Source organism: Amycolatopsis keratiniphila subsp. keratiniphila, from assembly GCF_001620365.2.
In the GTDB taxonomy this organism is placed as follows: domain Bacteria; phylum Actinomycetota; class Actinomycetes; order Mycobacteriales; family Pseudonocardiaceae; genus Amycolatopsis; species Amycolatopsis keratiniphila.
The window spans coordinates 89126-108796 of sequence record NZ_LQMT02000042.1; the positions used below are offsets into that span (position 1 = coordinate 89126).

The window sequence follows — 19671 nt, forward strand, 5'->3', positions numbered from 1 at the left end:
TCTTTCCTGGGCCGTCGAGTTGCCGCTCGGCGGCCCAGGGTCTTTCACCGGTGGTCAGTCGACCTCCTTGAGGATCCGCTCGACCGTGCCCACGCTCTTCTGGAGATCCGCGAGGCGTCCGTCGAGTTCGGTCAGTTTGCGTTCGGTCTCCTCCTGCGCCTGGACGGCTTTTTCGGCGAGCCTGCGGTATTCCTGCTCGCGCGCGAGCGCGCCCCTGGCCCGGATGGTCGCGCCGAACTGCCACACGACCACCGTGATCACCACGGTGAGGAACACGAAGATGCCGATCAGCCCGGCGACCTCCTGCCATTGATGCCAGTTCACGATCGTTCCCCCTCGTCACCCGGTGCCGGTGTGCTCAGCGTCGGCGCCGCGACGGCGATGGTGTCCGGGCTCAGCTCGACCAGGAACGGTTTCACCTCGTAGAACTTCATCGCCTTCCCGTCCTCCGACAGCTCCAGTTCGGCCGACACGAGCCCGGCCGCCTCCAGTTTGCGCAGGTGGAGCTGCAGCAGCGCCCGGCTGATGCCGAGCTCTCGCGCCAGCTGGCTGACATACGCGCGCTCCGCACGCAGCGCCGCGACGATCCGCAGCCGGTGCGGATTCGCCAGCGCCCCCAGCAGCCGCAGCAGCTCGTCGCCGGACGGTCCGGTGGCGGTCATGCCGAGCTCCTGCACATGCCAAAGAAACCTAGCAGGTGCTGGCTCCGTCTACCAGGTGCTCGAGCCAGGCGTTCGGCTCCGTGTAGACGCCGACGTCCAGCGCCGCGGAGGCGAGCACCGGCGCGATCCCGCCCGGCACGGCCGTGAGACCGTCCTGGAGTTCGACGCCGGTCCACGCCTTCCACTGGGCGAAGGTGCCGGTGACCGTCATCGCGAACGGCGCCACCTTCACGAACCGGGCGCCGAGCCGTTCGTGCGTGCGCAGCCACGGATCCTGCGGCAGCCCGTCCGCGCGACGGCGGGCGACATAGTCCTCAAAGGACAGCTCTGGTTCGTTCTCCTTCCCGGCCGGGCGGACCGGCACGACGAGCTTGCGCATACCTGTCTCCGAAGCGCGCTTCTTCAACGCTTCCAACGCTTTAGTGGCCAGGCCGCCGCCACGGCGGCCTGGCGCGACCATCACTTCGAGTGCGATCAACGTATTCGTCTCACGGGAGCTCAGCAGGTCTTCCGCGGCCCAGATCAGGGCGGCGTCCCAGCCGTGGTCCGGCAGTTCCGGGCGTTCGGTGGTCGGGAAGCCGACCGGGACGGCGGCGGTTCTCGCGACGGGAACACCGTCTTCCAGTAGTACGAGGAAGTATTCCGGCCAGCGGGCGGCCAGGTGGGACGACTTCGCCAGCAGACCCGCCAGGCCGTGCTGGAGGAATTCGCCGCCGACACCGCCGAGGGCGAGCGCGGGCTCGCGCAGTTCGGGACGGGTGGCCAGGTCTTCGATCACGATCATGTCCTCAGTAGACCCGAGGACACGCGATTCTCACGAAGTGGTTTTCCGGCATGACAAGAGAAGGCGGAGCGTACGTCTGTACTTGCTGTGGCTGTCTCACGCTGGGCGAGCGCGGCGTGTTCGAGATCTGCCCGGGCAGGACGATCACGACGCCGACGTCGTCCGAGGTGGCCCGACGGTGCCCTGTCACTTACGGTGGCTCGGCGGAACTTCGATCTTCACGGTGCCTGCGAAGAGGCGCATGTTCACCACGTGCGGGGGACGAGATCCCTGTCGACGGGAGCGCTCGCCCGCTGCCCGAAGACGCGAAGGTCAGGCGGGTGAAGCGGATGCGGTACTGATCAGCGCACCGGCAGCGCGCGGCGCCGTCCGGTGATTCCGGTGGTGTTGAGGTTGGCGCGCTCGCCGGCGGAGTGACCGTCGAGATAGCCGCTGCCGGACAGCCGCCTCGGCGGAGCCGAGCGCAGGTCGCCGTACTGCTCATCGTACGCCTGTTTGACCATCGCCGTCCGATCCTGGATCACCAGTTCGGCCGAGCGGTGACCAGCGGCGGCCGTATGGGTCCTGGCCGCGGTGTCCTCACTGTTGCGGAGCCGTTCGTAGACAGCGCCGGAGAATCCGTGCAGCCACGTCCGACGGTAGGCGGCCAGCGATTCGCCCGCGAACACGCGGTTCTCCGGGCGGACCCTGGTCAGCTGGGTGGTCGCCTGCAGCAACAGGCTCGTGTACAGCAGTTCCGTCCGCTCCAGATCGGAGCGGAAACCGAACACCGTCACCGCGGTGACCGATTGGCCGAGCCGATGCAGCAGGGCCCGGCAGCGCAGCGGATGCGCGATGTTCGTGAGCAGCCCCGCCTTGTCCCGGCTGTACGGGTTGTCGATCGGGATCTTGACCTGGGTGATCTCGTCGGCGGTCGCCCCGGAGGCGGCCAGCAACGCCTGATCGATGCCGTACCTGGCGATCAGTTCGGCGGCCTTGGTGTTGTACGACTCGGCTTCGGCCTCGGTGACCGCCGGGTCCTCCGCCTTCGCGAGGAGTTTCCGGACGCGCGCGAGCAGCGTGTCATGGTCGGGCATGGTCCTCCTTCCTGATTGGGTTGGAGCGGATCAATCTAGGAGAGAGGTCCGACAATATTCGGGCGAGCGGTCCGGATCCCGGTGAGGGGGCGGTATGTCGGTCGACGTGTCGGTGGTCGGTTCCGGCCCGAACGGGCTCGCGGCGGCGGTCCTGCTGGTCAGGGCGGGACTGACGGTCGAAGTGCACGAGGCGGCGGACGAGATCGGCGGCGGGACGCGCACGGCTTCGCTGTTCGACGACGAGGTCCGTCACGACATCTGCGCCACCGGGCATCCGCTGGCGGCGGCGTCTCCGTTCTTCCGCTGGTTCGGCCTCGCCGAGCACGGTGTCGACCTTCTGCGGCCGGAGATCGCGTACGCGCACCCCCTCGGCGGTGACCGGGCCGGTCTCACGTACGAAGACCTCGACCGGACCTGTGACGCACTCGGCGAGGACGGTCCCCGGTGGCGCCGCCTGATGGGCCCACTGGCCGAACACAGCCGCGAAGTGGCCGACCTGATGCTCGGCGACCTTCGTCATCCGCCTCGCGATCCGCGAGCGGCCGCCCTTCTCCCGGCCAGGATCGCGTTGCTCGCGTCCGGTTCGGAGCGCCGCCTGTTCACCGGCCCGGAAGCGCCCGCGCTGCTCGCCGGGGTTTCCGCGCACGTGATGAGCCGCCAGCCCTCACTCGCCGCGGCCGGCGCGACATTGCTGCTCAGCCACCTCGCGCACGCGACGGGCTGGCCGATCGCCCGAGGTGGAAGCCAGGCCATCACCGAGGCGCTGGCCGCCGATCTCCGTGCGCGCGGCGGACGGATCCACACCGGCAGCCGGATCACCGACCTGCGGTGGTTGTCGAAGTCGCGCACGGTGATCCTCGACATCGCCCCGCGCGGTTTCCTCGAAATCGCCGGCGATCTGCTGCCGCCGCGATACCGGAAGGCGCTGGAGGCCTACCGCTACGGACCCGGCGCGGCGAAGGTCGACTTCCTGGTGTCCGAACCGGTTCCGTGGGCGGCACCGGAGGTCGGCAAGGCGGGCACCGTCCATCTCGGAGGCCCGCGAGACGCGGTGTACGCCGCCGAAAACGCCATCGTGCGCGGGGAAGATCCGGACGACCGGTTCGTGCTCGTCTCGGATCCGATGGCGATCGACCCGTCCCGCGGGCTGCCGGGCAAGCGACCGGTGTGGGCGTATTGCCATGTGCCGCACGGGGATCCGCGAGACGTCACCGATCTCGTCCGGCGGCGCATCGAACGGTTCGCGCCCGGATTCTCCGACACGATCCTGGCGAGCCGTTGTGTCACCGCGCCGGAATTGGAGGCCTACAACGCGAACTACCCCGGCGGTGACGTCGCGGCGGGCGCGGTGAATCTGCGGCAGGTGCTCGGGCGGCCGGTCGCCCGGTGGAATCCGCATCGGACTCCGCTCGGCGGTGTCTTCCTGTGCTCGGCCGCGACGGCCCCTGGCCCCGGCGTGCACGGAATGGGCGGCTGGTACGCCGCGAAATCCGTGCTGGGGAAGGATTTCGAACGCGTGCTTCAGTCCAGGTAGGCGTCCAGCGTGACGGCCAGCGCCCGCTCCGGTGACGGCGCGAAGCTCGCGCCCGCCAGCCCGCCCCAGAGCCACAACTGGGCGAGGCCGTGCAGCGACGCCCACAGTGACGACGCGAGCAGCCGCGGATCGGTCGCGGGATGCCAGCCGCCTTCCTGAACGTCCTCGACCAACGCGGCGAAGAAGTCGAACACCGCGCTGCTCACCCGCGTGAGTTCGGGATCGTCCGGATCGATGAGATCCCGGCGGAACATCAGCTCGAACATCGCCGGATTGGCCAGCGCGAAATCGAGATAGCCGTGGCAGGCCGCGATGAGCCGCTCTCGGGGCGTCCCGGCCGGCAGGTCGGCGCCGCGTTCGAGCAGCTCGACGTAGCCGCGGGTGGCGACCGCCGAAAGCAAGGCCGCGCGACCGGTGAAATGCCGCAGCGGCGCGCCGTGCGAGACGCCCGCGGCCTTGGCGATCCCGCGCAGTGTCACGGCGCCGACGCCTTCTTCGGCCAGCAGGGTCGCCGCGGTGTCGATCAGGCGGGTTCGGGCGCCCACGACCGGGTCTCCTCGAGAACGGGCAGGAGGTCGGGACGTTTCGGCAGGAAGCCGTCACCCGGCTGGCGGCCGATGAGCCGGTTGCGGAACCGGCTGACCGCGACCGGGAAGACCTCCCTGGTCAGCCAGCGCAGATCCGCGCGCAGGCCGGGACGTCCGGCCGAACCGGGCAGCGGCGCGAGCCAGGACGGGTCGTGGGGGACGTCGAGCTTGCCGAGCACGTGCCCGGCCAGACGCCGGTGGCCCTGTTCGGACAGGTGCAGCCGATCCGGGCCGAAGTAGCGGGAATCATGCGCCGCGTCGTCCGGCCAGAGGTCGACCAGCGTCGCGCCGTAGCTGACGGACGCCTCGCGGACGGCGTCGTTCAGCGCGACGATGCGCGGGCGCATGCGGTGGCCCATCGGCATGCGGTGGGAGATGTCGCTGAGGGTGAAGGTGACGACCCGCGGCGCGATCTCGGTGCAGGCGCGGATGGCCGTGTCGACGCGGCGGGCGACCGTGCGCGCGTCCCAGCCCCGGCTCATCACGTCGTTGCCGCCGCCGAACAAAGCGATCAGATCGGGCTGGAGCCTGGTCGCCGCCGGGGTCTGCTCGGCGTGGATCTGGTCGAGCCTGCGCCCGCGGACCGCGAGATTGGCGTATCGGAAACCGGGCTCTTCCTCGGCGAGCCGGTGCGCGACGAAGTCGGCCCAGCCGCGGTAGAAACCGCCCGCCGGATGCGGATCGGCCAGCCCTTCGGCGCAGCTGTCGCCGAGCGCGACGAAACGTTGGTAGCCCATCCAGATCTCCGTAACCGCGAGTTCACCTTGTAGACACTGTCTATCAAACCGATGTAGACGCTGTCTACTCAGCGGTCGAGACGGTTCCGATGGGTGAAGGCGACGGCGCGCCGCGGGTCGCCGTCCGGGAGCACCCGGCACAGCGCGTCGACGATCTCCAGGTCGTCGGCGCCGCACGGGGTCTCCCAGTACGACCACAGCGCCGACGCGTCCCCGCTGCCGAGCACGACCCGCCGGACCGACGCGGTGACGGCCTCGCGCTCCTCGCGGACGGCGGGCGACTCCGATTCGGCCAGCAGCGGACCGCGGAACGCCTCCGCCGCGGCCGTGACGTCGCCGCGTTTGAGTGCCGCGCGGACCCGCAGGAAGTCGGCGTCCACGTCGGCGGACAGCCGGTACGGCCGCGTCTGCACGATGTCCGAGCCGAGTTGCGTCCGAAGCCGGTGGATCTCCGCGCGCACGGTCACCGGATTGCCGCTCTCGCCGTAGAGCAGCAAGGCCAGCCGCTCCGCCGAGAGGCCGCCGGTGTTCAACGCGAGTAGCGTGAGAATCTCGGCGTGCCGCAGGGTGAACGGCACCTCGCGACCGTCCACTGTGGTCGATGGTGGCCCGTCGGTGAGGAACTCCAGCGCCAGCCGCGGACGCCGCGAAGCGCCCCGGTTCCGCAGGCGCAGCAGGTAGCCTTCGCTCAACGGTTCCACCGTGCCCAGCCGCCCGTCGGGCAGGGTGACCGCGCCGCCGCCGGGCCGGATGTCCACAGTGGAGGGAAGTTCGCCGCAGGATTCGGCCGCCAGCACGCGGCCCTTCGCCGAAAGCAGGGCGCCCGGCGCGCCGCGCAACGCTTCCAGGTGAGTCATGTTCGCGGCCCGCAGCCGCTCGTCGCGCATCGCGAGCCGGGCCCGCAGCTGGCCTTCGGCGAGCTGGGCGGCCGCCGTGACCAGCGCGAGCATCGCGGGATGGACCGTCCGCAGCGGCCCGCTGACGTCGATCGAGCCGAGCAGCGCGCCTGTCTCCGGATCGCGCACGGGCGCCGCCGCGCAGGTCCAGCCGTGGTAGGTCCGCACCAGGTGCTCGGCCGAGTAGATCTGGACCGGCTCCCCGGTGGCGAGCGTGGTGCCCATCGCGTTCGTCCCGATGACGTCCTCGCTCCAGCGCGTGCCTTCGGCGAGCATCACGTCGTCGGCGCGCCGAAGCACGCCTGCGGCGCCCTCCCGCCACAGGATGTGCCCGGCCGCGTCGGTCACGATCATCATGTGCTCGGCGTCGTCGGCGATGCTCACCAGCGTCTGCCGCAGGATCGGCAGCACCGGTGCCAGCGGATGCTCGTCGCGCAGCCCGTTCACCTCGCCGGAGTCGTAGACCAGCGGGGCGACGCCGGTGTCCGGATCGACGTGCGCGGCGAGCGAGCGATTCCACGAAGCGGACACGATCGACCTGGGGGAACGCGGCGCGGGAACGCCGGAGAGGACGGCGTCGTGGACGTCCTTCAGCAGCCGCGCGTACGCCTGAGGGTCACGCGGCGAGGACTCTCCAGCGGGCCGCTCTGCCACGTTTCCGAGGATAGGTGACCGGGCTCACTTCGTTGCAACGTGCGTGCAACCTCACCCGCCCTAGCTTCGCCGTCATCCGCCACCCCTAGCGATGAGGCAGGAAAGATGGCCAAGTACGCGGCACCGAACACCGAAGGCAGCGTCGTCAGCTACGAGTCGCGCTACGACCACTACATCGGAGGCGAGTACGTACCGCCCGCGAGCGGTCAGTACTTCGAGAACCCGACCCCGGTGACCGGACAGGTGTTCACCGAGGTCGCCCGCGGCACCGCCGCCGACATCGACCGCGCGCTCGACGCGGCCGAAGGCGCGGCCGCGGCCTGGGGCCGGACGTCGGTGGACGAGCGCGCGAACGTGCTGCTCCGGATCGCCGACCGGATGGAACAGAACCTCGAAGCGATCGCCGTCGCCGAATCGTGGGAGAACGGCAAACCGGTCCGCGAGACCCTCGCCGCCGACATCCCGCTGGCCATCGACCACTTCCGCTACTTCGCCGGCGCCCTGCGCGCCCAGGAGGGCGGCATCTCCCAGATCGACGACAACACCGTCGCGTATCACTTCCACGAGCCGCTCGGCGTCGTCGGCCAGATCATCCCGTGGAACTTCCCGCTGCTGATGGCGGTCTGGAAGCTCGCGCCCGCGCTGGCCGCGGGCAACGCGATCGTGCTGAAACCGGCCGAGCAGACCCCGGCGTCGATCCATCTGCTGATGTCGCTCATCGGCGATCTGATCCCGCCGGGCGTGCTGAACATCGTCAACGGTTTCGGCGTCGAGGCGGGCAAGCCGCTCGCGTCGAGCAACCGGGTGCGGAAGGTCGCGTTCACCGGCGAGACCACCACCGGACGGCTGATCCTGCAGTACGCCAGCGAGAACATCATCCCGGTCACCGTCGAGCTCGGCGGGAAGAGCCCGAACATCTTCTTCGACGACGTCGCCGCGGCCAACGACGCCTTCTACGACAAGGCGCAGGAAGGTTTCGCGCTCTTCGCGCTGAACCAGGGCGAGGTCTGCACCTGCCCGTCGCGGGCGCTGATCCAGTCCGGCATCTACGACCGGTTCCTCGGCGACGCCGTCGAGCGGGTCAAGAAGATCAAGCAGGGGCACCCGCTCGACACCGAGACGCAGATCGGCGCGCAGGCCTCGAACGACCAGCTCGAGAAGATCCTTTCCTACATCGACATCGGTCAGAAGGAAGGCGCGAAGATCCTCACCGGCGGTGAGCGCAGCGACCTCGGCGGCGAACTGTCCGGCGGGTACTACGTGCAGCCGACGGTGTTCGAGGGCGACAACAAGATGCGGATCTTCCAGGAGGAGATCTTCGGCCCCGTCGTCTCGGTGGCCAGGTTCGACGACTACGCCGACGCGCTGAAGATCGCCAACGACACGCTGTACGGCCTCGGCGCCGGTGTCTGGTCGCGCGACGGCAACACCGCTTACCGTGCCGGCCGCGACATCCAGGCGGGCCGGGTGTGGGTCAACAACTACCACGCGTACCCGGCGCACGCGGCCTTCGGCGGCTACAAGGCGTCCGGGATCGGGCGCGAGAACCACAAGATGATGCTGGACCACTACCAGCAGACCAAGAACATGCTGGTGTCCTATTCGGACAGTGCGCTCGGGTTCTTCTGATGGCCGAGCGGGTCGGCTTGACACCGGCCGCCGCGGATCTGCTGCGGCGGCTGGTGTCACTCCACGGATCGGTGATGTTCCACCAGTCCGGCGGATGCTGCGACGGGAGCGCCCCGATGTGTTACCCGGCGGGCGAATTCCGCACCGGGGCGTCCGATGTCCACCTTGGTGACCTGAGCGTCGAAGGAATCGACGACGTTCCGGTGTGGATGTCGGGACCCCAGTTCGAGTACTGGAAGCACACGCATCTGACCATCGACGTCGTTCCCGGCCGGGGGAGCGGATTCTCCTTGGAGGCGCCCGAAGGGGTCCGCTTCCTGGTCCGGTCGCGGTTGTTCAGCGACGAGGAGTCGGCTGAGCTGAACGACCCAGCAACGCGATGAGCCGTGCGCCCGGTCCGGCGTCCGGCGGTGCCTCGACAGCGTGGTCGAAGGCGCCGCCGGGCCCGCGCACCGGCGTGACGTCGGGATAGCGGCTCGCCACCTTCAACGCGGCGGTCGCGAGTTCGTCGTCCCAGCGGTGTTCGCGGCCCAGGGCGGTGTTGAGGTCCCAGTCGTGGGTGAGCGTGTCGACGAACAGCACGGCCATCGCGTTCTTCCCTGGCAGCGGGCCGAAGTTGCCGAAATCGAAGGTCTTCTCCAGCGCTTTGGCGTCGAAGGCCGCGAGGAACTCGGCGGAGCTCTCTTCGTAGGACTTGGCGAGGTCGTCGTCGGCCGACGGCCGGCTCCTCATCGGGTGGCCGGTCGCCTCCGCGGTGCGGGAATCGTGCCCCTCGATCAGGTGTTTCACGATGTCACGGACGGTCCACTCGGCGCAGGGGGTCGAGCGGTCCCAGTCGTCCGCGCCGATTCCGGCGATCGTGTCCTTGGTGGCTTGATGGGCCCGGGTGGTGAGTGCGATGAGATCCATGGCGGCAATGTATACGAACGGTCGTGCTATCTTCTAGGTGTGAACACTCTCGAAGTGAACGAGGTCTTCGTCGGGCGTCCGTCGGTACTGGGGACGAAGCGTGACGTGCCGGTGTACAGCGCCATCGCGAAATCGCGGGTGGAGACGCCTTTCCTGGAATTGGACGAGATCAATCTGGCCGGTGACGACCAGGCCGACCGCACCGTCCACGGCGGCGTCGACAAGGCGGTCTACGTCTATCCGGCGACGCACTACGCGGCCTGGGCTGAGCAGGGGTTCCTGGTGTCGGCGGGGGATTTCGGGGAGAACGCCTCAGTGACGGGCGCCGACGAGTACGACGTCCGGGTCGGTGACGTCTGGACCTGGGGAGACGCGCTGGTCCAGGTCTCGCAGCCGCGGACACCGTGCTTCAAGCTCGCGATGAAGACCGGGCGCAAGGACGTCATCCCGGCGATGATCGATTCCGGTCGCAGCGGCTGGTACCTGCGGGTGCTGCGGACGGGCGTGGTGCCCACGTCGGGACGTATGACGCTCGAAGAACGCGATCCGGTGAACCCGACGATCGCCGAGGTGTACGTCGCGTCTTTCACCAATGTCGCCCAGCTCGACGACGAGCGCAGGGACGCGTACTGGGCACTGCTGGACCGGGTGCTCGCGACGCCGTCGCTTTCCCGGCAGTACCGTGACGGCCTGGCATCGGCGAAGAGGCGGCGAGAGGAACGGAATGCCGGTTGACGGCCGGGTGGCCCGCGGTGACGCGACGAGGCGGATCGTGCTCCGGCGCGCCGTCGACATCGCGTCCGTCGAGGGGCTCGACGGGTTGTCCCTCGGCAGGCTCGCCACCGAACTCGAATTGAGCAAATCCGGGGTGTTCGCCCTGTTCGGTTCCAAGGAGGAACTGCAGCTCGCGGCGGTCGAGACGGCGAGTGCGATCTTCGCGGAGAACGTCGTCGAGCCGACGCTGGAGGTCGAGCAGGGGATCGCGCGGCTGCGCGCGTTGTGCGCGAACTGGCTCGACTACTCGGAACGCCGCGTGTTCCCGGGCGGTTGTTTCTTCTTCAACACCGGCGCCGAATTCGACGCGCGGACCGGCCGGGTGCACGACGCGGTCGCGAACGCGAGCCGGGCCTTCGCCCAGTTCATCCGGTCCACCGCGATCGAGGCGCGGAAGGCCGGGCACCTGCGTGAGTCCGTCGATGTGAACCAGCTGGCTTTCGAACTGAACGCGCTGGGGCGGGCCGCGAACGCCGATTCGGTGATGTTCGGCGGTACCGAGCCGTACGCGCTCGCTCGGGCCGCCATCACCGCCCGCCTCGACGCCGCGGCCGTGCAATGAACGGTCCGTTCCTTGCAAATTTCGCAAGGAACGGACCGTTCATGGCGCGCTACTTCCAGTCGACCTGCGTGGACCGGTAGAAGTCGATGCCCTGCTGAACCCACCGCGGGCTCTGCTTCGCCAGCCGGAGCCGATAGGCGTCCCAGGTCCGGGAATCCTTCGGCGACCATCCGATCTCGGCGTAACCCGGCAGTCTCGGGAACGCCATGAACTCGATGTGGTCACTGGTGATCAGCGTTTCCGACCACAACGGCGCCTCGACGCCGATGACGTTCTTCTCCGTCACACCCTGCAGATGAGTCGCCGGATCCCAGTCGTACCCGGTCTTGACCTCGATCAGGCCGGCCCAGCTCAGCCCGAGCGGCGTCTGCGCGTGGTACTTCATGTCCAGGTACGCCTTGTTCGCGGGCGACATCAGGATCTTGTTGCCCCGGGCCGCGGCCGCGGCGACGTTCGCGTCGGTACCCGTCGTGCCCCAGAACTGCGGGACGGCCGAAACCGGCGGGTTCGTCTTGGCGATGTCGTGCCAGCCGGTGATCGTCTTGCCGTACTTCGCGACGATCGGGTGCACCTTCGTGGCGAAGGTCTGGTAGTCCTCCGGGGAGGTCGAGTGCGCCTCGTCGCCACCGATGTTGATGTACTTCCCAGGGGTGATCGCCGACAGTTCGCGGATGACGTCGTCCACGAACTTGTAGGTGATGTCCTTGCCGATGCACAGCGAGCTGTAGCCGACCTCGATGTCCGTGCGCGGGGGCACGGCCTTGCCGTCGCAGTTCAGCTCGGCGTAGGAGTGCTGCGCCGCATTGGTGTGCCCCGGCATGTCGATCTCGGGAACGATCGTGATGTGCCGCGAAGCCGCGTAGCGCACCAGGTCCTTGTATTGCTCCTGCGTGTAGTAGCCACCGGGAGCGCCGCCGACGGCCGTCTGGCCGCCCACGGTCGCGAGCTTCGGCCAGCTCTTGATCTCGATCCGCCAGCCCTGGTCGTCGGTCAGGTGGAGGTGGAGATTGTTGATCTTGTACTGCGCGATCTGGTCGATGTACAGCTTGACCTGGTCCGGCGTGAAGAAGTGCCGGGCGACGTCGAGCATCGCGCTGCGGTAGCCGAAGCGCGGGTAGTCGAGCACCGAGCCGCCCGAGACCACCCACGAACGCTTCTTGACGGTCTTCGACTCGATTTCGGACGGGAACAGCTGGCGTAGCGTCTGTACGCCGAGGAACAGGCCCTCGTCGGTGTTCGCCTTCAAGGTCACGCCGGAGGGCGACACCTTGAGCTGGTAGCCCTCGCTGCCGACTCGGCCGCTCGCGTGACCGGTTTCGAGCGAGATGGCGGGGCCGCCGCCGCGGTGGCCGCTGACGACGGGCAGCCGGTAGCCGGTGGCAGGCCGGAGCAGGCCTGCCAGGTACTCGGCGACCTGCTTGCCTTCACGGTCGGTGCGGATGACGGTCGCGGGGCTGAGGCGGAAGCTCGCGCGGGGGTCGGGTTTCGCGTCGACCGGAGCGGGGACGACGTCGGTGACGGTCCGTTCGGCCTTCGCGTGCTGTCCCGCGCTCGCCGTGGCGGGCAGTCCGAGCGTCACGAGGCTCAGGACGGCCACGCCGAGCACGGTTCTGGACAGGCGTTTACTCATGGAGCACCTCCGGTCGGGGTACCTGGAGACTCTCTGCTTCTAGAGGTATAGACCAATAGGTCAAAGCCGACAACACCCGATCGGACCAGTACGCCGTACCGATCACCGGTCACTCGCCGCGCAGAACCGCTTTCAGGGCATCGAGAACGCTCGCGTCCTCGATCGTCGAGGGTACCTGTTCGTCGCGGCCGTCGGCGATGCCGCGCATCGTCTTGCGCAGGATCTTCCCGGACCGCGTCTTCGGCAGCGCGTCCACAATGGACACGTCGCGGAAGGCGGCGACCGGGCCGATGTCGCGCCGCATCAGTGCGACCAATTCGGCCTTGAGGGTCTCGGCGTCGACGTCGGTTCCCGACTTCAGCACCACGAAACCGCGCGGAAGCTGCCCCTTGAGCTGATCCCGGACCCCGATCACGGCGCATTCGGCGACGGCGGGGTGCGACGCCAGCACGGCCTCCATCGAACCGGTCGAAAGCCGGTGCCCCGCGACGTTGATGACGTCGTCGGTGCGGCCCATGACGAACAGATAGCCGTCTTCGTCGACGTATCCGGAGTCACCCGTCAGGTAGTGGCCTTCATACCGCGAAAGGTACGCCTCGTGATACCGCTCGTCGTCCTGCCACAACGTCGGCAGCGATCCCGGCGGGAGCGGCAGTTTGATGGCGATGGCGCCCTCGCGCCCGGCGGGCAGCGGGTCGCCCGCCTGATCCAGGATCCGCACGTCCCAGCCCGGCACCGGTTTCGTCGCGGAACCGGGTTTGACCGGCATCGGTTCCAAACCGCGCGGATTCGCCGCGATCGGCCAGCCGGTCTCCGTCTGCCACCAGTGGTCGATCACCGGCACGCCGAGTTTGTCGTGCGCCCAGTGATAGGTCTCCGGATCGAGTCGTTCACCGGCCATGAACAACGTCTTGAATCCGCTGAGCTGGTATTTTCCGATTTCGCCGCCGTCCGGATCGACCTTTTTGATCGCCCGCAGCGCGGTCGGCGCGGTGAACAACGCCTTCACCCCGTGATCGGAAATGACCCGCCAGAACGCGCCCGCGTCCGGGGTTCCGACCGGTTTTCCCTCAGAGAAACCCTCTTAGTGGTACCGTACGGCGCATGGCGACAAAACTGCAAGTCGCCTCGCTCGAATTGCGCGCCTACCTGCGGGTTTCCAAGGACGCGAGCGGCGAGGAACGATCCCCCAACGAACAGTGGAGCGATCTCGAGGACGACGGCGCGGCCGAGGGATTCACGCTCCATGCGTCCCCGTATCGCGACATCGGCAGTGCCTCGAGGCACGCGAGGAAGGCGCGCACCAACTTCGATCGCATGGTGCGCGATCTCGTGTCGGGCGAGTTTGGGGCCGACGGCCTTGCGCTGTGGGAGCCAAGCCGCGGTAGTCGGAAGGTATCCGAGTGGGCGCGGCTCATCGAGATGCTCGCCGAGCGAAAGCTTGGGGTATGGGTCCACACGGACGGTCGGCTCTACGACCTGTCGCGGGCGCGTGACCGCAAGGACCTGCAAGACGCTGCGGTGGATGCCGAGTACGAATCCGGTAAGACGTCGGAACGGCAGATACGGAGTCAGGCCGCGCGCGCGGCCCGTGGCGGCGCCGCCGGCCGCCTGTCGTTCGCGCAGGTGAGTGAGTACGACCCGCGTACCGGGAAGCTCATCCGTCGATCTTGGGATGACGAAAAGGCTGCGCTCGTCATTGAGGCGTTCAACTGGGTTGACCGCGGGAAATCCCTCAATACGCTCGAGAAAAAATGGTACAAGGACGGTGTGCGCAACGGCGTCGGCAACGCATTTACCAGTGTGCAGATCCGGGAGATGCTGCGTAACCGCTCGTATATCGGTGAACGGGTGCACGTCGCTGGTCAGATCATCCGATGGTGGAAAGCTGACCCCGATGACGTGACGATCATCAAAGGCGATTGGGAGCCGCTCCTTAAACTCGAGGACGGTTCGGCGGACCGTGCGCTGTTCGACCGCGTGCAGGACATACTCACGGACGTCTCGAGGGTGACGACGAGAGGTGGAGGCGCCCGTCACTTCATCTCGATGATCGCCAAGTGCGATGTATGCGACGGGGTTATCTGCGCGAACAAGCGTCACGGGAAACCGGTCTACGTCTGTCGTGCGAAAGGCTGCGTGACCATCGGTCAAGAGATCACCGACAAGTTCGCTGAGGAACTCATTATTGAGTACTTCTCTCGTGATGACGAGTACGCGTCCTTGAATCACAACGTTGACGACACGGCCGAATTGGCTGCGGCGAAAAGGGAACTTCTCGAAATCGACGCGCATTACCAGTCCATGAAATCGCTGATGGGAAAGCGTAAAATGAGCCCCGAAGCGTTCGCCGAGCTTGAGCCGGGCGTGCTCGCTGATCTTGCCGAGGCGCAGCGCAAGGTCGACATGTTGCGTACCCCCGCCGAGGTTCGAGAGTTCCTTCGTCCGGGCGAGGACATCGAGGCGCGGCTCGAGGAAGCCGACATTTACGAACTGCGGAAGATTGCCGCCTACGTGTTTAGCCCGGCGCGGCTCGGCGAGTTTCGGATCATGAAGTCGCCGATCCGTGGGCATCGCGTCCCGGTGGAACATCGCGTGCGGTTCGGCAGGCTGGACACTGAACGGGTTGAGCGGCCGGGGGAAGCGGCCAACCCGGTAGGGGTGGTTTAGCACTGAGCCCGCCGGACGGGGACCACCCCGAACCCGTCCGGCGGGCCGCTAGTCGGTCTGGTCCCGGTAGTTCAACCAGAGTTCCAACCTGTCGATTTCACTCAGCGCCGCGACCCTTGCACGGCGCTTGTAGGTGACCTCAGCCCTGTACGACAGGACGGCAAGCACGAAAGCCGTTCCAATGTGGATCGTCGTCAGCTGCGGGGGCCATTCGTGGATCGCGCCGACGATGCCGAGCGTGATCCCAACGACCAGCACAACGCCGGTGGCGATGTACAGCGCCGGGTACACGGCGACGCGGGGCGCCGGCAGCGTGGTGTCGCTAGCCGACGTCATGTCCTGGGTGGTCAACGTGTGCACTCCCTCCCTCGGTGTAACGGGATTACCCCTTTGCACCTTGCCTATCGCGGGGACATCGGATGATGTGACACATCGTTAGGAGAAATCTCAACATTCGCCCGACCGGCAGACATCCGGTAACGCGAAGGTTGCACATCGGGCGAGGGTCGATAAAGGACGTTGGTCCGCCGCTGGTCAGCTCCCTAGGCTGCGCGACTTCTTAGTGTTCCGTGTGGACTCGGGCGCCCTGTGTAGTTTGATCACCGCGGCATCGTGGAGGTAGCGGGCCCGCGCGTCGTCGCCGCTGAATCGTCCGATCGTTCGGCCCTCGGCCTCGATCTCGTCAAACGACATCGTCTCTACGCGCGCGATCTCGGCCGGTGTCCACTCGGCGATCAACGCGCGGGGATTCCCGCCGGCCGCGGGGACCGGTGGCGTTTCGGGTTTTGGTGTCGGCTCGCCGCCGTCGAGGATCGCGTCGATACTGCCGCGCTCCCACTCGAGTGCGTCCTCTATCGCGTACTTCGTATCGGTCGTCAGCTCACCCTTGCCACTGCGTACGCGTCCGAGTGTGGCTATGGACAGGACGGCGCGTTTCGCGACGTCCTGCCACTTGATGCGCAGATACGCCCGTCTGTCGTCCATCTTCTCAGCGAGCGCAGCCCGCCCCCGTGCGTTCTCAGTCATGAGCCCGTTCCCCTCCGTAAGTGCTCATGAGTGCACATTACTGCACGCGGGACGTTGTGACCAGACAGTGACCTAGATCCACTGCTCATGACTTGTCATGACTGCTCATGAGACGTAGCTTCTGCTCATGCCTCGCAAGCCATCCATCCTCCCGTTCGACCGGGAAAAGTCGCGGGAGCTGCGCGAAAAGAGCGGGCTCTACCTGCAGCAATTCGCGACCAAGATTGAAGAAGTCACCGGCCACACCGTGTCCCGGCACACCCTCGGCCGCATCGAACGGGGTGACTTCCGTCCCAACGCCCCGCTTCTCAAGGCGATGGCGGACACGTTCAACGCCCTCGCGGGCGACGGCGACCGCGTCACCGTTGACGACCTCTTACTCAAGGTCGCGGCGTGATCGTCCAGGCCGCGCCGGGGGAGACCCGCGAACAGTTCATCCGGCGCGTGGTCGCCACGGCGAACCCCTTGAGCCCGACCGAACGGCAGCGAGTCCGGCAGATGTTGCCCCCGGTCCGCCGTAGTCCTCAGGCCGTCAGCAAGGCCGCCTGAACCCCAGCCCCTGCAAGAAAAGAGCCCGCCTCGCGCATGCAGGCACGAGACGGGCAAGGCCCCGCGGGGCCCCGACCAAGAGGAAGTGCCCTCATGATCGCAGCGAAGGATACCGCCACCGGCGGCCGCCATCGTTCGTGTCGCCCGACGTCGTTCCGGGCGTGGTTCCGCCGGGTGACCGGCCGCGCGTTCGTCGCGCCGGTCGAGGCGACCCGGATCCTTCCGGCCGTCGGCGACCTGATCGACCACCCCGACGTGCGGGCGATGCAGCTGCGCACGCTCGGCGACGTCGAGGTCGTGTTCGCGCCGGAGTTCCTGCCGGGTGACTGCGGGTGGTGTCCCGGATCGCGCCGGATCACCACCGTGCGGGTGCACGGCGCCCCGGACCCGCACGACCCGCACAACCCGCTGCAGGTGGCCGAGGTGTGCCACGTCTGCGCGATGCGCCCCTACGGCCCGGTGCGGCAGGCCCTTGTCGAGCGCATCGACTTCACGCGCCCGATCCGTCTCGAGGTGTGCCCGTGACCGCGGATCGGCTGACCGAGGCGCAGCTGCGCGAGGCGCTCAACGTCTTCACGTCCACGCTGCGGCAGGAACGCGACCAGGCCGAGACGCTCGCGAAGGGCGGCGCGTGGCGCGAGGGCGCCCGCGTCGGTGGTCTGTCGTCCGCGCTGTCGCTGCTGTGGCAGCTGACGGGCGGCGAGTTCGGCGAGGACCCCGAGGAACGCACGCGGCAGGTGTTCGGCGACCTCGACCGCACGGTCGCCGAGGTCCGCGCCGACCGCGCCGCCGAGGTCGACGGCGAGCGGGGCGGGCAGCGATGACGGTCCGCCTCGACATCCCGCCGCCCCCGCCGTCGCAGCCGCGGCCCGTCCCGGTCCCGCCGCGGCTCGAGGTGCGCGAGTCGTTCGACGGCGTGGTCGCGATCCGGAGCGACCGCGGCGGGTGCCTGCGCCGCCCGTGGTCGGTCGTCTACGTACCGCCGGGTTTCCGCCTCGCCCATGTCCTGCAGGCCCTCCGCGACGACCAGGTCGCCGGATGGGTGCCCCTTGTCCAGGAAGGAACGTCCTCATGATCGAGGCCCGCGAGATCTCCTACTTCTCCCGCGCACGGCTGATCGTGCGCAAGCTCGGCGCGGACGCGTCCGCACAAGCTCGGCTTGTCGGGATCGAATGGCGCTACGACCGCGCCGACCCGTGGGCGATCACGATGCTGATCACCGGCACCCCCTACGTGTTCCGGTTCGCCCGCGAGCTACTCGACCGCGGCCGGATCGAACCTGTCGGAGCCGACGGTTTCGTGTTCGTGCAGCCGTTGTTGTCGCAGTGGGTCGAGGTCACGGTGCGCTGTGGCTGCGAGCGCAACTGTTCGTCGTCGCTGTTCTCGTTCGATCACAGCGAGATCGACAACGTGCTCGACGTCACCGAACAGCTTGTGCCGCTCGGCGCCGAGGCCGACCAGGTCGACGAGGCCGCGATCGACGCCGAACTCGCCCGCATGACATCGGGCGCGGCGTGAGCACGCGTTCGCACCTGTCGGTGGTGGGCGGCGACGGCGACCGCCGTCCCGCCCGCCGCCGCAAGACCGACACGACGATCGTGTCGGGTTACGACTACCCGCGTAACCCGCTGCTGCAGTACAAGCCCGGCCCGGATCCCACCGGCTGCCCCGCGTGCGCGTGGCGCAAGGTCGAACTCTGCCCGGTTCACCTGACGTGGCAGGCCGCGGCGGACTACTACGGCCACGCCGCCGTGGCTGCGCCGGACCCGACGGACTACCCGACCACCCCGCCCGCGTTCGAGGTCGACCAGCCGCTGTTGCTGCGCGGCAACCTGCGCTGCGCCGTGACCCGTCGCGAGTGGACGGCCGTCGGGTGGGTGTACCTGGTCGCGCTCCACCCGCGCGGCGCCCCCGCCTCGGCCCGTGAAGCCGAGTTCACCGCGCTGCCGCCCGGTGAGCACCACGACACCACGAAGGGAACGCACACATGAGTGTGAGCCTGTCCGGGCGGCTGCCCAAGGACGACAAGAACGGTCTCGGCAAGATCTCGGCGACGCTGGTCGAGGACTCGGCGAGCACGCACCTGATCGTCGCCGTCGTCGACTGCGCGACGGTCACGACCAACATGGACACCGGCGAGGTGATCCCGACCGCGCGCATTGTCGCCGTCGAGGCGTTCCCCGGTTCGACCGCGGACGCTAAGCAGCTGCGCCGGATATGGCTCGAGGCGTACGAGAAGCGGACCGGGCAGCAGCAGGCGTTGCCGTTCGAGAAGACCAGGACCGCCCCGGCCAACGACGCCGGCGACTTGCTGCGCGACGGCGCCGGGGTGGTCGTGTCGTTCCCCGGCCCGAACTCGAGCAAGACCCCGGAAGAGGTCGACCTGATTTGCCAGGCCGCCGATTTGGTGATTACGGCGAACCTCGCGTCGGTGTCCATGCTCGCCCGCAAGCTGCGCATCGGGCGCGAGACCGCCGACCGGCTCATGCAGGAGCTACGGCGCCGGGGTGTGGTCGGCGACGCCGAGGACAGCAAGGAACCCCCGGTACTTGTGGAGGTCGCCGACCTGCCCGCGATCGTCGAGGCGATCCGCGGACCGCGCGCCGACGAGGACCAGGCCGACGACGTCACCGATCCGGAGCAGTCGTGACGTGCGCGCCCCGCCCGCGCGAGGACCTCACGACCGTGATCCGGCAGGCCACCGCGCAGTGGGCCCGCCGCCACAACGCCGAGGCCCCGCTGCCCGACTTCGCGGCCTACCTCGCGGACAACGTCCAACACCGGGTGATCGACCCGCTGTTCGCCGACAGCCGCGCCTACCTCGCCGCGCTCGAGGTCGACAACGCCGTGTTGGCCGACGAAACCGCCCGCCTCGGCGAGGCGCTCAAGGCGCAGACCCTCGCCGCCGAGACCGCCGTCGCCGAACTCGCGCAGTACCGCTCGACCACCCCCGAACTCGACGAGAGGACACCAGCATGACCGAACAGACGAT

26 protein-coding genes and 1 pseudogene are annotated in these 19671 nt (G+C 68.2%); 15 read left to right on the top strand and 12 right to left on the bottom strand.

All coding sequences use genetic code 11. From position 1 onward, the window contains the following. Nucleotides 1-54: 54 nt before the first annotated feature. The 4 genes from AVR91_RS38450 to AVR91_RS38465 form a co-directional block, all read right to left on the bottom strand. Nucleotides 55-324 (bottom strand): hypothetical protein, encoded by a 270-nt coding sequence (locus AVR91_RS38450; protein WP_016337351.1) that lies wholly within the window; start codon nucleotides 322-324, stop codon nucleotides 55-57. Continuing rightward, on the bottom strand, nucleotides 321-662 hold the full coding sequence (locus AVR91_RS38455; RefSeq protein WP_043849182.1) for an ArsR/SmtB family transcription factor: 342 nt from the start codon (nucleotides 660-662) through the stop codon (nucleotides 321-323). Before AVR91_RS38455 ends, AVR91_RS38450 begins: the two co-directional genes overlap by 4 nt. Before the next feature lie 28 nt (nucleotides 663-690). Beyond that, the gene (locus AVR91_RS38460; protein WP_083737916.1) at nucleotides 691-1446 is read right to left on the bottom strand and encodes a GNAT family N-acetyltransferase; all 756 of its coding nucleotides are present in this window, start codon (nucleotides 1444-1446) and stop codon (nucleotides 691-693) included. 341 nt (nucleotides 1447-1787) lie between these two features. Continuing rightward, on the bottom strand, nucleotides 1788-2522 hold the full coding sequence (locus tag AVR91_RS38465) for a DUF2786 domain-containing protein (protein WP_063273168.1): 735 nt from the start codon (nucleotides 2520-2522) through the stop codon (nucleotides 1788-1790). Between the two features lie 94 nt (nucleotides 2523-2616). Here AVR91_RS38465 and AVR91_RS38470 point away from each other — a divergent pair, with 94 nt between their 5' ends. After that, complete coding sequence (locus AVR91_RS38470; protein ID WP_063273167.1) at nucleotides 2617-4056, top strand: phytoene desaturase family protein; 1440 nt, start codon at nucleotides 2617-2619, stop codon at nucleotides 4054-4056. Here AVR91_RS38470 and AVR91_RS38475 read toward each other — a convergent pair. The 3 genes from AVR91_RS38475 to AVR91_RS38485 all read right to left on the bottom strand — a co-directional run bounded on the left by AVR91_RS38475 (nucleotide 4044) and on the right by AVR91_RS38485 (nucleotide 6930). Continuing rightward, a complete protein-coding gene (locus tag AVR91_RS38475; RefSeq protein ID WP_016337345.1) occupies nucleotides 4044-4601 on the bottom strand; it encodes a TetR/AcrR family transcriptional regulator in 558 nt (185 codons plus the stop codon). The two genes, AVR91_RS38470 and AVR91_RS38475, sit on opposite strands and share 13 nt — an antisense overlap. Next, a complete protein-coding gene (locus AVR91_RS38480) occupies nucleotides 4580-5380 on the bottom strand; it encodes an SGNH/GDSL hydrolase family protein (protein WP_063273166.1) in 801 nt (266 codons plus the stop codon). Before AVR91_RS38480 ends, AVR91_RS38475 begins: the two co-directional genes overlap by 22 nt. 68 nt (nucleotides 5381-5448) lie before the next feature. Further along, entirely contained in the window at nucleotides 5449-6930 is a 1482-nt protein-coding gene (locus tag AVR91_RS38485; RefSeq protein WP_063273165.1) for a helix-turn-helix domain-containing protein, read from the bottom strand. 105 nt (nucleotides 6931-7035) lie between these two features. Here AVR91_RS38485 and exaC point away from each other — a divergent pair, with 105 nt between their 5' ends. Then, complete coding sequence (exaC, locus tag AVR91_RS38490) at nucleotides 7036-8559, top strand: acetaldehyde dehydrogenase ExaC (RefSeq protein WP_037340578.1); 1524 nt, start codon at nucleotides 7036-7038, stop codon at nucleotides 8557-8559. Beyond that, complete coding sequence (locus AVR91_RS38495) at nucleotides 8559-8942, top strand: DUF779 domain-containing protein (protein WP_063273164.1); 384 nt, start codon at nucleotides 8559-8561, stop codon at nucleotides 8940-8942. Before exaC ends, AVR91_RS38495 begins: the two co-directional genes overlap by 1 nt. Here AVR91_RS38495 and AVR91_RS38500 read toward each other — a convergent pair. Next, nucleotides 8896-9468, bottom strand: coding sequence for a TIGR03086 family metal-binding protein (locus AVR91_RS38500; RefSeq protein ID WP_063273163.1), 573 nt, complete (start codon nucleotides 9466-9468; stop codon nucleotides 8896-8898). The two genes, AVR91_RS38495 and AVR91_RS38500, sit on opposite strands and share 47 nt — an antisense overlap. A gap of 39 nt (nucleotides 9469-9507) precedes the next feature. Between AVR91_RS38500 and AVR91_RS38505 the strand changes: the two genes are divergently transcribed. After that, the gene (locus tag AVR91_RS38505) at nucleotides 9508-10203 is read left to right on the top strand and encodes an MOSC domain-containing protein (protein ID WP_063273162.1); all 696 of its coding nucleotides are present in this window, start codon (nucleotides 9508-9510) and stop codon (nucleotides 10201-10203) included. After that, a complete protein-coding gene (locus tag AVR91_RS38510) occupies nucleotides 10193-10804 on the top strand; it encodes a TetR/AcrR family transcriptional regulator (RefSeq protein ID WP_063273161.1) in 612 nt (203 codons plus the stop codon). The genes AVR91_RS38505 and AVR91_RS38510 overlap by 11 nt, the downstream gene beginning before the upstream one ends. Nucleotides 10805-10853: 49 nt before the next feature. Here the strand turns inward: AVR91_RS38510 and AVR91_RS38515 are convergent, their stop codons facing one another. Beyond that, nucleotides 10854-12434 carry a family 20 glycosylhydrolase gene (locus AVR91_RS38515; protein ID WP_063273160.1) on the bottom strand — a complete coding sequence of 527 codons (1581 nt, stop codon included), beginning with the start codon at nucleotides 12432-12434 and terminating at the stop codon, nucleotides 10854-10856. Between the two features lie 109 nt (nucleotides 12435-12543). After that, nucleotides 12544-13506, bottom strand: a pseudogene (locus AVR91_RS38520) (AMP-binding enzyme); the annotation flags it as partial. A gap of 32 nt (nucleotides 13507-13538) precedes the next feature. Between AVR91_RS38520 and AVR91_RS38525 the strand changes: the two are divergent. Next, nucleotides 13539-15104: a recombinase family protein gene (locus AVR91_RS38525; protein ID WP_063273159.1), complete on the top strand. Its 1566-nt coding sequence runs from the start codon at nucleotides 13539-13541 to the stop codon at nucleotides 15102-15104. A 48-nt stretch (nucleotides 15105-15152) separates the two neighbouring features. On the opposite strand, the gene AVR91_RS38530 is transcribed toward AVR91_RS38525, so the two are convergent. Both AVR91_RS38530 and AVR91_RS38535 read right to left on the bottom strand, forming a co-directional pair. After that, nucleotides 15153-15455 (bottom strand): hypothetical protein, encoded by a 303-nt coding sequence (locus AVR91_RS38530; RefSeq protein WP_143254242.1) that lies wholly within the window; start codon nucleotides 15453-15455, stop codon nucleotides 15153-15155. A 183-nt stretch (nucleotides 15456-15638) separates the two neighbouring features. Next, nucleotides 15639-16130, bottom strand: a complete 492-nt coding sequence (locus AVR91_RS38535; RefSeq protein ID WP_063275895.1) for a hypothetical protein — start codon at nucleotides 16128-16130, stop codon at nucleotides 15639-15641. 127 nt (nucleotides 16131-16257) lie between these two features. Between AVR91_RS38535 and AVR91_RS38540 the strand changes: the two genes are divergently transcribed. The 9 genes from AVR91_RS38540 (at nucleotide 16258) to AVR91_RS38575 (ending at nucleotide 19658) form a co-directional block, all read left to right on the top strand. Next, nucleotides 16258-16527: a helix-turn-helix transcriptional regulator gene (locus AVR91_RS38540; RefSeq protein WP_063275894.1), complete on the top strand. Its 270-nt coding sequence runs from the start codon at nucleotides 16258-16260 to the stop codon at nucleotides 16525-16527. After that, a complete protein-coding gene (locus AVR91_RS43230) occupies nucleotides 16524-16679 on the top strand; it encodes a hypothetical protein (RefSeq protein ID WP_158077423.1) in 156 nt (51 codons plus the stop codon). The genes AVR91_RS38540 and AVR91_RS43230 overlap by 4 nt, the downstream gene beginning before the upstream one ends. A gap of 93 nt (nucleotides 16680-16772) precedes the next feature. Next, nucleotides 16773-17204, top strand: a complete 432-nt coding sequence (locus tag AVR91_RS38545; RefSeq protein ID WP_063275893.1) for a hypothetical protein — start codon at nucleotides 16773-16775, stop codon at nucleotides 17202-17204. Then, nucleotides 17201-17503 carry a hypothetical protein gene (locus AVR91_RS38550; RefSeq protein ID WP_063275892.1) on the top strand — a complete coding sequence of 101 codons (303 nt, stop codon included), beginning with the start codon at nucleotides 17201-17203 and terminating at the stop codon, nucleotides 17501-17503. Before AVR91_RS38545 ends, AVR91_RS38550 begins: the two co-directional genes overlap by 4 nt. Then, nucleotides 17500-17754: a hypothetical protein gene (locus tag AVR91_RS38555; protein ID WP_063275891.1), complete on the top strand. Its 255-nt coding sequence runs from the start codon at nucleotides 17500-17502 to the stop codon at nucleotides 17752-17754. Before AVR91_RS38550 ends, AVR91_RS38555 begins: the two co-directional genes overlap by 4 nt. Then, on the top strand, nucleotides 17751-18197 hold the full coding sequence (locus tag AVR91_RS38560) for an SsgA family sporulation/cell division regulator (RefSeq protein ID WP_063275890.1): 447 nt from the start codon (nucleotides 17751-17753) through the stop codon (nucleotides 18195-18197). Before AVR91_RS38555 ends, AVR91_RS38560 begins: the two co-directional genes overlap by 4 nt. Then, nucleotides 18194-18670, top strand: coding sequence for a hypothetical protein (locus AVR91_RS43235; protein ID WP_063275889.1), 477 nt, complete (start codon nucleotides 18194-18196; stop codon nucleotides 18668-18670). Before AVR91_RS38560 ends, AVR91_RS43235 begins: the two co-directional genes overlap by 4 nt. Continuing rightward, a complete protein-coding gene (locus tag AVR91_RS38570) occupies nucleotides 18667-19329 on the top strand; it encodes a DNA translocase FtsK (RefSeq protein WP_083737918.1) in 663 nt (220 codons plus the stop codon). The genes AVR91_RS43235 and AVR91_RS38570 overlap by 4 nt, the downstream gene beginning before the upstream one ends. Further along, nucleotides 19326-19658, top strand: a complete 333-nt coding sequence (locus AVR91_RS38575) for a hypothetical protein (RefSeq protein WP_063275887.1) — start codon at nucleotides 19326-19328, stop codon at nucleotides 19656-19658. Before AVR91_RS38570 ends, AVR91_RS38575 begins: the two co-directional genes overlap by 4 nt. Nucleotides 19659-19671: the final 13 nt, after the last annotated feature.

Bases quoted from the DNA above. Each gene is read 5' to 3' on its own strand.
- AVR91_RS38535 (WP_063275895.1), bottom strand. From the start codon at position 16,130: ATGACTGAGAACGCACGGGGGCGGGCTGCGCTCGCTGAGAAGATGGAC.
- AVR91_RS38555 (WP_063275891.1), top strand. From the start codon at position 17,500: ATGACGGTCCGCCTCGACATCCCGCCGCCCCCGCCGTCGCAGCCGCGG.
- AVR91_RS38570 (WP_083737918.1), top strand. From the start codon at position 18,667: ATGAGTGTGAGCCTGTCCGGGCGGCTGCCCAAGGACGACAAGAACGGT.
- AVR91_RS38510 (WP_063273161.1), top strand. From the start codon at position 10,193: ATGCCGGTTGACGGCCGGGTGGCCCGCGGTGACGCGACGAGGCGGATC.
- AVR91_RS38560 (WP_063275890.1), top strand. From the start codon at position 17,751: ATGATCGAGGCCCGCGAGATCTCCTACTTCTCCCGCGCACGGCTGATC.
- AVR91_RS38480 (WP_063273166.1), bottom strand. From the start codon at position 5,380: ATGGGCTACCAACGTTTCGTCGCGCTCGGCGACAGCTGCGCCGAAGGG.
- AVR91_RS38470 (WP_063273167.1), top strand. From the start codon at position 2,617: ATGTCGGTCGACGTGTCGGTGGTCGGTTCCGGCCCGAACGGGCTCGCG.
- AVR91_RS38540 (WP_063275894.1), top strand. From the start codon at position 16,258: ATGCCTCGCAAGCCATCCATCCTCCCGTTCGACCGGGAAAAGTCGCGG.
- AVR91_RS38495 (WP_063273164.1), top strand. From the start codon at position 8,559: ATGGCCGAGCGGGTCGGCTTGACACCGGCCGCCGCGGATCTGCTGCGG.
- AVR91_RS38545 (WP_063275893.1), top strand. From the start codon at position 16,773: ATGATCGCAGCGAAGGATACCGCCACCGGCGGCCGCCATCGTTCGTGT.
- AVR91_RS38455 (WP_043849182.1), bottom strand. From the start codon at position 662: ATGACCGCCACCGGACCGTCCGGCGACGAGCTGCTGCGGCTGCTGGGG.
- AVR91_RS38460 (WP_083737916.1), bottom strand. From the start codon at position 1,446: ATGATCGTGATCGAAGACCTGGCCACCCGTCCCGAACTGCGCGAGCCC.
- AVR91_RS38500 (WP_063273163.1), bottom strand. From the start codon at position 9,468: ATGGATCTCATCGCACTCACCACCCGGGCCCATCAAGCCACCAAGGAC.
- AVR91_RS38515 (WP_063273160.1), bottom strand. From the start codon at position 12,434: ATGAGTAAACGCCTGTCCAGAACCGTGCTCGGCGTGGCCGTCCTGAGC.
- exaC (WP_037340578.1), top strand. From the start codon at position 7,036: ATGGCCAAGTACGCGGCACCGAACACCGAAGGCAGCGTCGTCAGCTAC.
- AVR91_RS38525 (WP_063273159.1), top strand. From the start codon at position 13,539: ATGGCGACAAAACTGCAAGTCGCCTCGCTCGAATTGCGCGCCTACCTG.
- AVR91_RS38465 (WP_063273168.1), bottom strand. From the start codon at position 2,522: ATGCCCGACCATGACACGCTGCTCGCGCGCGTCCGGAAACTCCTCGCG.